The sequence below is a fragment of the Chelatococcus sp. YT9 genome, assembly GCF_018398315.1.
Taxonomy (GTDB): Bacteria; Pseudomonadota; Alphaproteobacteria; order Rhizobiales; family Beijerinckiaceae; genus Chelatococcus.
Genome location: NZ_JAHBRW010000001.1, coordinates 3276787 through 3289235, shown reverse-complemented (window position 1 = coordinate 3289235; position 12449 = coordinate 3276787). Strand labels below are relative to the sequence as shown.

Below are 12449 nucleotides of genomic sequence, written 5' to 3'. Positions count from 1 at the left end.
CTCCCCCAAGAGAAAAGGCGCTCCCAGCGCCCGTGGCGGGAGTGTAGCAAAGCCAAATTTGCTTTCCACAGGAAAGTTAACGGCTGACGTAAAATTGTTAACTTATAAGAGGCAGCAGCAGATGAGCGCCGAAGTCAAAGAAAAGCTGATCGCCTACCGCTCTGTCCTCGCGGATCTTGAGAAGGCGGGCGGGGCGGATATTTGGCTCGATAGGGCCGTATCCATTGCCTTGGATCAGCCTTGGGACTGGTCCGTGGATTGGCGCGGATGGGGATACGACGAGGCCGGGAAGTCGATAGAGCAAGAGAAGGCGTTTCCATACACCTCATCCCTCGACGCCGCCATTGCGCTCGTGGAGCGGGTGTTGCCGGGTTGGGCGCGTGAGGTCTCGTTATGGGGCAACCTTGCGCGGGCATCCTTGTGGGAGTGCGACCGCGAGGGATGGCACGGCTCTAAAAGCAACAAGGTAACAGCCACCAGTAAAACCGAACCCCTCGCCCTCCTCACCGCACTCTTCAGGGCTTTGATAGCGCAGATGGAGAAGGCGGATGGCTGATCGTCCTATCCTGTTCAGCGGGCCGATGGTCCGCGCTCTGCTTGAAGGCCGGAAGACGCAGACGCGGCGGATTATTAAGCCGCAGCCGCCCGAGGGTGCGCGGTACGCGGGCATCCACTACGCCTCGGACGAGCCGGATAGCCACTTCTTCAACACGCCGATCGGGCCTTTCAAGGTCCGGCAGCGGATCAACGAGGGCGACCGGCTCTATGTCCGCGAGAGCTGGAACTGGACGTTCATCAAGGATCTGGCTCCTGGCGAGACGTTGGGCAGAACAGTCGATGAATGCTGCGCGGCCAATGGCGGTTTCGCCTGCCCGGTTGGCGACGGCATTGTCTATGCCGCGACCAACGCCCATGAGCATCCAGAATTTGGCAAGGCCAGGTGGAAGCCATCTATCCACATGCCCCGCTGGGCATCGCGCCTGACACTGGTCGCCACGGACGTCCGCGTCCAACGTCTCCAGGACATCAGCGAGGAAGACGCGATCGCGGAGGGGATCTTTGAACGATCGGCGATCGGCGATGACCCCATGCACGACACATGGACGTGGCGCCGCGAAGGTTGGCGATACCCCACGCCACGAATGGCCTATGCCGCGCTTTGGACCGAGATCAACGGTCCTGGCTCATGGGAAGCCAACCCCTGGGTTGCCGCCTACACCTTCTCCGCGCACCGCTGCAACATCGATCAGATGGAGGCTGAGCATGCCGACTGACACACGCGAGGCCACGCCGAGGCGTGCCAAAAAGCCCCAGCTTTCCGTTGGTGCCGCCTTCCTCCATCGTGTGGATAAGCACCTAACTTTCTGGCTCGACAGCAACGAATGCGAGTGTGAGGGCGGGCACGTTTGCGGGCGAGCGGACATAGAGCGGACACGCGACGAGGCCCGCGCCCTCCTCTCCAAGCTGGAGGCCAGCCATGGAAGCGCGTGAGCGGCTGGCGAGGCTTATCGACCCGCATTCATTCATTCCCTATGTCGGTGATGGAAGCTCGGATGATGTATGGGCGTCCGACATTGTTGCGCAAAGCAAAGCGGACGCCTTGCGAAAGGCCGACGCCATCCTCAAAGCCCTCCACCTCACCGACGCCGCAGCACTTGCGCTGATGGATGGTGAGGGGGTGGTGGTGCCGAAGGATCTAACGGACGATGTCCGCTACGTGAGTTGGTTCGTCCAATACAAATCACGCGGCGGTTCTGACGGGGATGCCGATTTGCTATCCCGCCAGCGCGTGGCTGACCCTTATCAGGTCGCGATCGACCATGCGTCGTATGACGCAGTGCTCGCCGCCTCCCCATACAAGGAAAATCCAGATGACCCCCGATGAGATCGCGGAGTTGCGGCGCGTGGTGGAAGCACTCCAATGGATAAAGCGGCAATGTTACCGCGACGATATCACAGCGCCTTTCAAGGTCAGCACGATTGCCGCCGAAGTAGAAAGAGCCCTCGCCTCCCGCGCCCTTCCCGCCGCTCCTGATGTGGGGGATGAGAAACTTGCTGATGAGGTTATCCGCGAGATAGCTGAGCTTTCGGACAGAACCAGCCCTGATGACGACCCGGAACAGATGGGCGTCACCGCTGAAGAGCTTCGCCCTATTCTTCTGTGGGCCTTCACCCGTCTCTGCGAACAGGCAAAGCGCGAGGCGTATGGCGAACTGATGCGCTTGGTGATGGACAATATCGAGAAGAAACTTCCGCCATTCGCTGGCATCGAAGCCCTCGCGGAGAAGAAGCCATGAGCGAGCCGAGGGTTATCACGCCGACCTTTAAGACTGATGTCGTCTATCACGAGTTCACGTGCGTCCAATGCGGGAAAGAAGCTCGGAATACATATTGCGAACCGCATCGCACGAACATGTTGGAACGACGCCTTTGCTTTGGCTGCGACTACTGGCGCGACTTCGCTGAACGGCTTGCAAAAGAGCATCGCCAAATGACGATTATAGAGGGGCACGTCTACCGCCCCGGCGATCGTACAAGCGGATCGTTCCGAGGCATGGCCGGTCGAAGGTTCGATATCGAGTACATCGAGCCGTCGATTTATGCAGGCCAGCGGATCACGACCTTTGATCTCTGGTCCGGGTCTACGCTGCCGGAAGACTTGCAAGCGAAATACCCTGACACGGCAATTTTCCTGGGTGGCGCCGAACGCGCCAGCGTGGGCGAGACGACATGCTGGAACCCGAGCAAAAACAGCAGTGAGCCGTATCCGTTGCCGCGCACCCTCAAGCCAAATCGCGAGGTTAAGCCATGACCAACACAGACAAGGAGCGCGCTGATTTTGAGGCAGCGTGGAAAGAGCGGCCTTGGCTGCTCAAGCCCACATCGGACAAGGACCGCGCTGAATATTGGTTCAAGGCCGGCCGCGAGACGGAACGCGCCGAGGCTGTGACGGATGCGGAGCCGATTGCTTGGGGGATAATCGCTAGCAACACAGGGCGCATGTCTAGCGTTACTATGGACAAGCACGAAGCTGATGAGTTTGATCCTCGGCATATCGTCCCGCTGTACAAGAACAAGCCCGATCCGTCGCCGGATGTGGAGGCAGAGAATAGACAGCTACGCGGAACGCTCGAATATATCTTGGCACAAACCAAGAATGACTATCCTGGTGTTCTCTCTGTCATTCGTACAAATGCGTCAGCCGCACTTGATCGTGGTTGGCAAGAAACCGTCTCTAAATCTATCGCCGCCCTTAGCAAGCCGGAGGGGAAGTAATGGCCCGGATCGCGAAACGCAAGCCGTGCCCGTTCTGCGGAACATCTGACAGTTTCGTTGAGTGCATGGACTACGGCGACTTCGCCGTCATTTGCAACTCATGCTTGGCGCGTGGTCCCTCGGGCGAAGGCGACGGTTGCGATCCGAGCTCCGAGAACCATCGCGGCGAACGCAATGCGACGCGGGAATGGAACAAGCGCACACGCGCAAAGGAGCCCCGCCCATGACCGCGCCCGGATACCGGCTGGTAACAGATGCCCGCCTTGAAGAATTGATCTGTCGCGGCACACCATCCTCGGATGAGACGCACGATATGGCGGTTGAGTTGCTGGTCTCCCGTCGCGCCGCGGCGGCAGAGAAAGCCCGCGCCGACAGGATGAAGGAACAACTCAACGAAGCGATGATGTTCCAATCGGAAACGCAGCGCAATGCCAACTGGCAATGCGAGCGCTATATTGCAGCGAGAGCCCGCGCCGATAAGGCAGAGAAGGCGCTCTGGGACGCGGAGATCAGCCTCGATCCAGAGCACGAGACCAAATGGTACGCGGCCTACAAGGATCTACTCGCTGAGATCCGCAACCGCGCCGCCCTCAAGGGAGAGTGAGATGAGCCACCGGATCCAATGCGAGAGATGCTGTGGCAACGGCGAGATAGTTACGGATTGGGATCGATACCTCGATCCATCGCCTGGTGACATTGGCGACGAGGCGGTCGCCGTGTGCCCTGACTGCGATGGATGTGGGAATGACGACATTGATCCCGTGCTCACCCCATCCCCGCTTCCTCAGCAGCCTTGATAAGGGCTGCGCGAGCTTTGGCGGCGGATGCAGGCGACGGATCAGCAAGGGCCGCAAGGCAGGCCTTGCGAGCCGCGAGGTGTTTCTTGGAGGTCGCGAATTCCTCAGGCCATTTCTCCATCAACATCCGTGCCGCTTCTTCCACGCTCGTGACCGTTCGTCGCGTGCTGTCAGAGATCCAGATATCAACCGGTTCAAACCAGAGACGAGGCATGACAGAGATTAGCACAACAGAGGATACCGAGCATCTTCGATCCTTAGACGACTACTTCAGGGATTGGGAGAGCGACGCGTTCGGGTTCGGCTACGGGACAGGCGAGCCCCATACGATCCTGGCTCTTAAGGCGTTTTTGGAGTTAATCCCTGAGACAGGCGGCTACGATTACCAAGAACTGGAGAACGCGCTAGGAGCGACAGTCGCGTGGCTCCTGATCAACATCCTATGCGGAAACGACACGCTAGAGTATGGCACATCACCGCGCTACGCGTGGCTTACCCCGCACGGGAAAAAGCTCCGAGCTTATGTGGCCTCGAAGACAGCCGACGAACTGATAAGTATCGTTACCGACTTTGATCCATCGTTTCCTGGCTGCAGCCAGGATTCATGCAACTGCGGCCCTCATGGCTACGATCGTACCAGAGTTTGCCCCAACCCCTTTTGGCAGGAGAAACGATAGAGAATGGCGCGGAAGACCGATAGGAGCATCAGCCGTCCATTGGCGAGCGACTGGTCTGATTTCGAACTGATGACGTTGCGAGAGGCCTGCGAAGTATTTCTTGGTGGTCTCTTGGAGCCGCGATCCCTGCGAACAGAGGCCCGCAAGGGCACACTCACACTCACACGCGTGGCGGGAAAAGACTTCGTCACGCCGTCTGCAATTAAGGAGATGCTACGGCTATGCCGCAGCGATCAAAAGGGCCACGGCTCTATGAGCGCCCCCCACGCCGCGACCAGTCGGGGAAAATCACCCACGCGGGCGTCTGGGTCATCAGAGATGGACCGATTACGGTTAGCACAGGCTGCGGCCCGGATGACAAGCTTGGCGCTGAAAGAGCGCTCACTTCCTACCTAGCCAAGAAATTTTCTGAGGTTAAGGGGCAACCTCGCGGCCCAGGCGAAGCGATTTATATTGCGGAGGTATTGAGCCTGTATGGCAGCGAGGCTGCGCCCAAAAAGGAGGGAGACAGGCGAATCCTCTCGGCGCGCATCGACAAGCTCATGGAATGGTGGGGAGACAAGGCCGTTTCCGAAGTGAGACGGACGACATGTCGAGATTATGTCGCATGGCGAACAAAGCAGAGGATCCGGCACGCCAAGACTAGTGCCCGCACCGTGAGAGAACCAACAGCGCGCCGCGAGTTAGTCGTTCTATCGGCCGCGATCAACTATTGGCACGCTGAGCACCCGCTGCCCGCACTACCGGTCGTTTGGCTGCCAGAAGACAGCAAGCCTCGCCAAGCATTCCTCGACCGCGAGCAGGCCGCCAAGCTCCTAGCCGCGGCACTCGGTTTCTATAGGGATAAAGGCGGGGCGATCCATCGGCGAGGCAAGAGCGCGCGCGCGAACCGGGCTCACATCGCCCGATTTATATTGATCGGCCTTTACACCGGAACGCGGCATTCCGCGATGATAGGGCTCAGGTGGGAGCCGTCCGCAATCTCAGGATGGATTGATTTGGAGCGTGGCGTCATGCACCGCCGAGGCGCGGGCGAAAGCGAGACAAAGAAGCGTAGGCCTCCTGTCCGCCTGCAACAACGCCTGCTTGCCCACCTTCGAAGGTGGCATAAAATCGACCGTGCCGCGCCTTTAGAAGACGGACGCATGATCACGCACGTCATTCACCATGGAAGCGTGGCGATCGCCAGCAAGGTCCGCACCGGCTGGGAAGGCACCCGCGAAGATGCCGGGCTGGGGGCGGAGATCGTTCCCCACATTCTGAGACACACATGCGGGACGTGGCTGGCTCAACGCGGTGTGGAAGTATGGGAGGCGGCTGGCTATCTCGGGATGACCTCGGCCATGTTCGAGCGCGTTTATGGGCACCATCACCCGGACTTCCAGTCCGCCGCTTCGAAGGCTCTATCGGGACCGGGGCGAAGGTAATTCGAAGCTGTGGCGCCACAGTTTGCCACAGTTTCACACGAACATTATAAGAACGTAGCTGTGGCGGATGGTATTGAAAAGCTAGGGATGGCAAGGTATACAGCGCAATACACTGCCTTCACACGGCAGGGGTCACAGGTTCAATCCCTGTCGCACCCACCATTATTTTCCCAATAAAATCAAGTAATTGATGATCTCTTCGGCACGAAGCGAGCTGGTGGCGCGATAGCCCGCCCCGTTCTGCATGTGCACTCCACGCGACCAGCTCGCATCGTTGAGATCGGATGGCACGCCGCGCGAACGGTTCCGACATTCACCTGATGTCAGAAGTACTTATAATATCCGGCGGCATTCTTATCCCGCGGATATGCCCGCTTTCCCGGCTGCCGTTTCGCTCGGCGAGGCCGGTCAAAGGCCATTGCTTCAAAAAAGTTGGCTGCCCATCCAATCGAAAGCAGGATAATGGCCGCCGAATCGGCTAACCCACGGGTAGCGAGAAAGGGCAGGCGATGACAGAGATTGATATCCATCGGCCCCAGCGTCGTGTGCGAAAGCAGAACCGCAAACCATCGCGTATTGCCCAAGAGCGTCGACGGGATCTGATTGAAGCCGCGATCCGCGACATCGCGGAGAACGGATACGACAAGGTTACGGTCAGCTCGATCTGTGAAAAGGCTGGCTTTTCAAGAGGGCTCATCGGCCACTATTTCAGCAGCAAGGATGCGTTGTTGCTGGAAGCGGTCCGGGCCATGGCTGAGCAGCTCGGCTCGGCCATACGCGATGCGGCCAACCAGGCTGGGCCAAACACCTCCGACCGCCTGCACGCGCTGATCACGGCGAGCTTCACACCGCCGGGCTGCACGCAGGAAAACATGGCCGTCTGGGTCGCGCTCACGGGTACGGCACGCTGGTCCCCGCCGCTCGCAGCACTCTACCGTGAGATCTGGCGCGACTACCGGGCCGGCGTCGGACGCCTCTTCGCGCGCGCCGCCGAAGGGCGGAAGAAGACAATCGATGTTGAGCAGACCGCCCTCTCCTTCTCGCAACTCGTCGAGGGTTTGTGGATCGGCTGCAATGCCGATCCGGAGGCCGTGAGCACGGCAAGCGCCGAAGCCTGCTGCCACGCCTTCGTCCGTGCCGTCCTGGGCGAAGACGCGTAGTGCCGCCGGTGATCGAGTTCGCTTCGTCGCCCGCGCCTCGCTCGCGCAGGAAAGGCCCTTGCGTCCTCGCGGGTTTACTTCCGGTCGGGCATGACCTTGGCGACGCCCGAGAAATTCAGCAACGGACCATTTGCCCCACTGAGCAGGCCGCGGACGAAAATCAATGAGCGCCCGCCCCGGATGATCTCTGTACGACCTTCGACAGCCTCACCCGGTCTTGCCATGCCAACGAATTCGCTGGCCATGGAAACCGTGACGATCTCGTGCGGATCCGCCTTCTCGCGAGCTGCCAGGAACAAGCAGTAGTCCGCGAACGTCAAAAGACATCCCCCGTGCACGATGCCCATCTTGTTCGATGCTTTCTCCAACGGCGTGAAGCCGCATAGGAGTGACCCGTCCTCGGTATGGCGGTGATAGAACGGTCCCGCCGTATCGTTGAACGGTTCGTGTGGAATGTGTTCCCAGCCCTCGTACGGCCCACTTGAAACAATAACGCCGCCAGCCACGCCACTCGCCTGCACTGCCATGATCCTCCATCTTGTTAGTGGGCCGGCCGCGCCAGCCTCCCACACTCATCGCATTCTTTTTTCTGAATGTTCAACAAATTATTGATCCGTCCGGAGGTGTATGGAATGGGGGCGGAGCCGCCGCCTGCCCTAAAAGGGCGCGGATCTCGCTACGCGAGCAGCGGTGAAGCCAACTTCGTGACCCTCAAAAAATAAGTTGAATGTACAACAAAAATATCGACAATGGGCGCAACTGAGCACGGCGGCCGTCGCATGCTTCTGCCGCCCCTACCGTTCGCAAGAGGTACTTGTGCGCTTCAAGATTTTGGCCATCCCCTTCGCACGCCAATATGGCGAAAACGTTCAGCTGGCCGGGCGTGATCCTCAACGCTTCCAGACCATGATGGTCAAACTGCGAAACCAGATGGTTCTGGCGGAGGAACTTGGTTACGAGGGCTTCTGCCTCACCGAGCATCACATGCAGGTGGAAGGCATCGAGTGCACCACGAACCCGCTGTTCTGGAACCTCTATATCGCCCAGCACACGAAGAATTTCCTCGTGGGCCAGCTCGGCATGAACCTGACGGCCATGAACCCGATCGTGCTCGCCGAGAACATCGCCATGCTCGACCACATGAGCGGTGGGCGTGTCTTCGCGGGCTTCTCGCGCGGGAACACGCCGCGTTGGACGGCGACCATGGGGCAACATCTCGACCTGACCTCCGCTGAATCCGACAAGTCGGCGGCCGACCAGCGCAACCGGCGCGCACTCTATGAGAACTGGCGCCTGGTGAAATCCCTTTGGACGGATGATCTGACGTCCTTCGAAGGCGAATTCTGGAACATGCCCCAGCCGGTGGAGTGGAACTTCAATCCGACGCGCGACTGGGGAGGTCCTGATGCCGTTGATGCGCAGGGCATTCTGCGTCGCGGCGGCATTGTTCCGAAGCCGCTTCAGACCCCCTACCCGGCGATCTATGCGCCCTTCAGCTATTCCATGGAAACAGCCCGTTTCTGGGCGGCGGAAGGCGCAAAAATGGTCTCCTTCGTGACGGCTGACAAAGAATCCTTCATGCCGCTCATCCTCGAGAACTGCATCGAGGCGGCCCATGCGGCCGGGCGCACATCCACGACCAACAATAATGTGCTTGCGCTCGGCGCTCATCTGCTGATGGGCAAAACGCCGGAGAAGGCGAAGCGCTATCAGGACATGTTCCACGAGCTCTTTGCTTACGCCTATGACGCGCCGCCCTACCACGTTCCGACCGGTCGTATCTGGGGCGGGTCGCGCCAGGAAACGCTCGACAACGTCATGGAGCTTGCGGAGCGCTACAAGATCGAGGAGTTCTTCCTTTGGCACCATGTGGGCTACTTCGGCGATGACATCGAGCAGGAGGCCTTGATCGAGTTCGCTGAAGGCGTGATCCACAAGGTCAACAGCTGACGGACCGGGATTCTCGAAGATGTCGACACTGACGCTTGGCAAGCTCGTCGAAAGCGCAGCCCGCAGCCGGGGCTCCCATGATGCTTACGTCGAGCTCGATCGGCGAAGGACCTGGAATGAGATCCATCAGCGCACCGACGCGCTGGGATGGGCGCTGAAGGAGATCGGCGTCCGCAGGGGCGACCGTGTCGGCATCATCTCGAAGGATGCGATCGAGGTCGCCGAGTCAATCATTGCCTGTGCAAAGATCGGCGCCATTCGGGTGGGGCTCAACTTCCGTCTCGCGGGACCCGAGATTACAGCTCTGATCGACGATGCCGGCGTGGACGTCGTTCTCGTGCAGGCCGCTTTGGTGGATGCAATCCTGCCGGCGATCCGGGCAACGAAGCGTCGTCCGCAAGCCGTCGGAATGGCGGGCCAGCACGCGCTGGAGCATGACTACGAAGCGCTCGTTTCCAAGGGCGCGACGCGGGGGCCGCTGGAACAGACGCCGCACGATACCCTCATGATCTGCTACACGACAGGTTCGACCGGCCTGCCCAAGGGAGCGATCTATCCCCATGCCAAGATGATGGAATCAATGGCGGCGATTGCGCTCAGCGAAGGAGCGGTGCCGGACGATGTATGGTTCCATGCCATGCCGGCGGCCGGCATACCCATCATGCACCTGCTGCGTAACGTCTTCCATGGCTCCAAATGCGCCATCCTTGGGGAATGGAATGCCGAACGCGCATTGACGCTCATCGAGAAGGAGCGCTGCAGCATCACGGTCCTCGTGCCGACGATGCTCTCCGACCTTCTCGCCTCCGGCCTGATCCCGCGGTTCGATTGCAGCTCGCTGCGCCAGCTCGGCTACGGTTCCTCAACGCTGCCCCCGTCGACCCTGCGCGATGCGATGAAGGCCTTCGGCTGCAGCTTCCTGCAGATGTATGGCTCAACCGAGTTGATGGGCATGGCGATGATGATGACCGCTTCGGACCACGAGATGGCTCTGAAGTCCGGACATCCATGCCTTGCTTCGGCGGGCCGTCCGCTGTTCTACGTGGAAACGAAGATTGTCGATGACGACGGTCAGGAAGTTCCAGTTGGCAACGATGGCGAGCTGCTCATCAAGACTGACTATGTGACGCCCGGATACTGGAACCAGAACCTGAATTACGTCGAGACGGTCCGGGACGGATGGCTTCATACCGGCGACATCGCCATGCGCGATGCCGACGGCTTCATTTATATGAAGGACCGTGCCAAGTTCCGTATCAAGTCTGGCGGCTACAACATCTTCCCGACGGAAATCGAGAACTGCCTCGCCGAACACCCCGCCATCTCGGAAGTGGCCGTGTTCGGGGTCCCCGATCCAAAGTGGGGCGATCGCATCGTGGCGGTGGTTTCGCTGTTGCCCGGGCAAAGCGCGGAGCCGGATGCATTTCGCGAATTCTGCCGCGGCAAGATCGCCAATTTCAAGGTCCCCAAGCAGGTCTTCATCTGGGACGAGCTTCCGAAGGGACCAACCGGCAAGATCCAGAAGCGCGCCATCATCGACCGGTGCATCGAGCTCGAAAGCCAAGCGAATGAGGCCTGTGACCCATGACAGCCTCTGACACGTCTGGCCCCTTCGCCATCTTCCAGCATGCTCTCAACCAGGGACGCTTTCTCATCCAAAGAAGCCGCTCGACAGGAGATTATGTCTTCCCGCCGCGCGTTGCAGCACCAGGATCTGGAACAGACGATCTCGAATGGCAGGAGGTCTCTGGCCTCGGCCACATCTACGCGCTGACGATCATCGGCCGCCGCGCAGAGCGCGGTGGTGACTACAACATCGCGCTTGTCGAACTCGATGAGGGGCCGCGTCTGATGTCCCGGGTCGTCGGTGTCGACCCATCCGAACTGCGCATCGGCCAGCGCGTGCAGGCCTGCGTGGGCGTGCCGGACTTCGGCCCGCTCAAAGATGGCAACCAGGCCGTGGTCATGTTTCGACCGCTCATACCGACGGTGACGACATCATGAGTTTGAAAGGTACCGTCGCAATCACGGGTGTGGGGACCTTCGGAACAGGCGCCTCGCCTGGGTGGTCGGCGCCAGAACTGATGCAGGCCGCAGCGTTGCGCGCTGTTGGCGACGCCGGTCTCAAGCTGGGCGATATCGACGGGTTATGCGCGTCGACCTTCTATCACTTTTTTCCCACGCTGACGGCCGCGGAAATGCTGGGCGTCCACCCCCGCTGGAGCGACGCCGACATGGCTGGCGGCTCCTCTTTCATGAATCACGTGATGCATGCCGCGGCCGCCATTCAAGCCGGGCTCTGCAATCACGTCCTCATTTTGTACGGATCGAATGCGCGCTCGAGCCGCAATCTCAACGGACTGGCCGAGACGCCGGACACCGAAGCCCCCTTTGAGCCTCTCGTCCCCCTGAGCGGCTACGCCCTAGCGGCCTCCCGCTATCTTCACCAATATGGTGCGACCCGCGAAGATCTCGGCCGCGTTCACCTGGCGGCGCGCGAGTGGGCTGCCCTTAATCCGGAAGCGGAGCTTCGCGACCCGCTTTCAATGGACGATTATCTATCCAGCCGCCTGATCGCATCTCCGTTCTGCCGTTACGATTGCTGCCTCGTCAGCGATGGCGGAGCGGCCATCGTGGTGTCGCGTGCCGACCGTGCACGCGACATGCGGCGCAAGCCGGTCTACCTGCTTGGGGGTGGCGCGGCCCACTGGCACCGGGAAATCGCCCAGATGCCGGACCTGACGATCACCGCGGCAACGGAATCCTCATCCCGCGCCTATGCGATGGCGGGCCTTGGCCCGGCCGACATCGACGTGGTCGAACTCTACGACGCCTTTACGCTCAACGTTCTGCTGTTCCTCGAAGATCTTGGGTTCGCGCGGAAAGGAGAGGCGTCAGGGCTTGTGGCCAGCGGAGCCATCGCCCCGGGTGGGGGGCTGCCGGTCAATACCAACGGCGGGGGTCTGTGCTGCGTGCATCCGGGCATGTATGGACTGTTCTGCATCATCGAAGCCGTGACCCAGCTGCGCGGAGATGGCGGCGAGCGTCAGGTCGCCGGCGCCGAAACGGCCATCGCGCATGGCAACGGAGGAACACTCTCCCATCAGGCGACGCTCATTCTCGGCGGTCCGTCAACCCTTTAGCGCCAAGACCGGATCCAGA

General features: G+C 60.2%; 16 protein-coding genes. 14 read left to right on the top strand and 2 right to left on the bottom strand.

Features of this window, described 5'->3' with window-relative positions; genetic code table 11:
* Positions 1–121: 121 nt before the first annotated feature.
* From KIO76_RS15025 to KIO76_RS14990, 7 genes are all read left to right on the top strand, one after another.
* Positions 122–556: a hypothetical protein gene (locus KIO76_RS15025; protein ID WP_213323359.1), complete on the top strand. Its 435-nt coding sequence runs from the start codon at positions 122–124 to the stop codon at positions 554–556.
* Positions 549–1274, top strand: a complete 726-nt coding sequence (locus KIO76_RS15020) for a hypothetical protein (RefSeq protein WP_213323358.1) — start codon at positions 549–551, stop codon at positions 1272–1274. The genes KIO76_RS15025 and KIO76_RS15020 overlap by 8 nt, the downstream gene beginning before the upstream one ends.
* A 203-nt stretch (positions 1275–1477) precedes the next feature.
* Positions 1478–1885 (top strand): hypothetical protein, encoded by a 408-nt coding sequence (locus KIO76_RS15015; protein ID WP_213323357.1) that lies wholly within the window; start codon positions 1478–1480, stop codon positions 1883–1885.
* A complete protein-coding gene (locus tag KIO76_RS15010; RefSeq protein ID WP_213323356.1) occupies positions 1872–2297 on the top strand; it encodes a hypothetical protein in 426 nt (141 codons plus the stop codon). Before KIO76_RS15015 ends, KIO76_RS15010 begins: the two co-directional genes overlap by 14 nt.
* Positions 2294–2812, top strand: coding sequence for a hypothetical protein (locus KIO76_RS15005; RefSeq protein WP_213323355.1), 519 nt, complete (start codon positions 2294–2296; stop codon positions 2810–2812). Before KIO76_RS15010 ends, KIO76_RS15005 begins: the two co-directional genes overlap by 4 nt.
* Positions 2809–3276 (top strand): hypothetical protein, encoded by a 468-nt coding sequence (locus tag KIO76_RS15000; RefSeq protein WP_213323354.1) that lies wholly within the window; start codon positions 2809–2811, stop codon positions 3274–3276. Before KIO76_RS15005 ends, KIO76_RS15000 begins: the two co-directional genes overlap by 4 nt.
* Positions 3277–3499: 223 nt before the next feature.
* On the top strand, positions 3500–3880 hold the full coding sequence (locus KIO76_RS14990; RefSeq protein WP_213323352.1) for a hypothetical protein: 381 nt from the start codon (positions 3500–3502) through the stop codon (positions 3878–3880).
* Positions 3881–4041: 161 nt separating this feature from the next.
* On the opposite strand, the gene KIO76_RS14985 is transcribed toward KIO76_RS14990, so the two are convergent.
* A complete protein-coding gene (locus KIO76_RS14985; protein ID WP_213323351.1) occupies positions 4042–4287 on the bottom strand; it encodes a DUF982 domain-containing protein in 246 nt (81 codons plus the stop codon).
* Here KIO76_RS14985 and KIO76_RS14980 point away from each other — a divergent pair.
* The 3 genes from KIO76_RS14980 to KIO76_RS14970 all read left to right on the top strand — a co-directional run bounded on the left by KIO76_RS14980 (position 4286) and on the right by KIO76_RS14970 (position 7337).
* Positions 4286–4750: a hypothetical protein gene (locus KIO76_RS14980; RefSeq protein WP_213324015.1), complete on the top strand. Its 465-nt coding sequence runs from the start codon at positions 4286–4288 to the stop codon at positions 4748–4750. The genes KIO76_RS14985 and KIO76_RS14980 overlap by 2 nt on opposite strands.
* A 221-nt stretch (positions 4751–4971) precedes the next feature.
* Positions 4972–6177 carry a site-specific integrase gene (locus KIO76_RS14975; RefSeq protein ID WP_213324014.1) on the top strand — a complete coding sequence of 402 codons (1206 nt, stop codon included), beginning with the start codon at positions 4972–4974 and terminating at the stop codon, positions 6175–6177.
* A 509-nt stretch (positions 6178–6686) separates the two neighbouring features.
* Positions 6687–7337, top strand: a complete 651-nt coding sequence (locus tag KIO76_RS14970; protein WP_213324013.1) for a TetR family transcriptional regulator C-terminal domain-containing protein — start codon at positions 6687–6689, stop codon at positions 7335–7337.
* A 74-nt stretch (positions 7338–7411) separates the two neighbouring features.
* Here the strand turns inward: KIO76_RS14970 and KIO76_RS14965 are convergent, their stop codons facing one another.
* On the bottom strand, positions 7412–7864 hold the full coding sequence (locus tag KIO76_RS14965; protein WP_213324012.1) for a PaaI family thioesterase: 453 nt from the start codon (positions 7862–7864) through the stop codon (positions 7412–7414).
* A 289-nt stretch (positions 7865–8153) separates the two neighbouring features.
* On the opposite strand from KIO76_RS14965, the gene KIO76_RS14960 reads away from it, so the two are divergent.
* Genes KIO76_RS14960 through KIO76_RS14945 form a run of 4 tightly spaced genes read left to right on the top strand, consistent with a single transcriptional unit; the run spans position 8154 to position 12430 of the window.
* Positions 8154–9287: an LLM class flavin-dependent oxidoreductase gene (locus KIO76_RS14960; protein WP_213324011.1), complete on the top strand. Its 1134-nt coding sequence runs from the start codon at positions 8154–8156 to the stop codon at positions 9285–9287.
* Between the two features lie 19 nt (positions 9288–9306).
* Complete coding sequence (locus KIO76_RS14955; RefSeq protein ID WP_213324010.1) at positions 9307–10875, top strand: class I adenylate-forming enzyme family protein; 1569 nt, start codon at positions 9307–9309, stop codon at positions 10873–10875.
* Positions 10872–11291: a Zn-ribbon domain-containing OB-fold protein gene (locus KIO76_RS14950; RefSeq protein ID WP_213324009.1), complete on the top strand. Its 420-nt coding sequence runs from the start codon at positions 10872–10874 to the stop codon at positions 11289–11291. Before KIO76_RS14955 ends, KIO76_RS14950 begins: the two co-directional genes overlap by 4 nt.
* Positions 11288–12430, top strand: a complete 1143-nt coding sequence (locus tag KIO76_RS14945; protein WP_213324008.1) for an acetyl-CoA acetyltransferase — start codon at positions 11288–11290, stop codon at positions 12428–12430. The genes KIO76_RS14950 and KIO76_RS14945 overlap by 4 nt, the downstream gene beginning before the upstream one ends.
* Positions 12431–12449 lie beyond the last annotated feature (19 nt).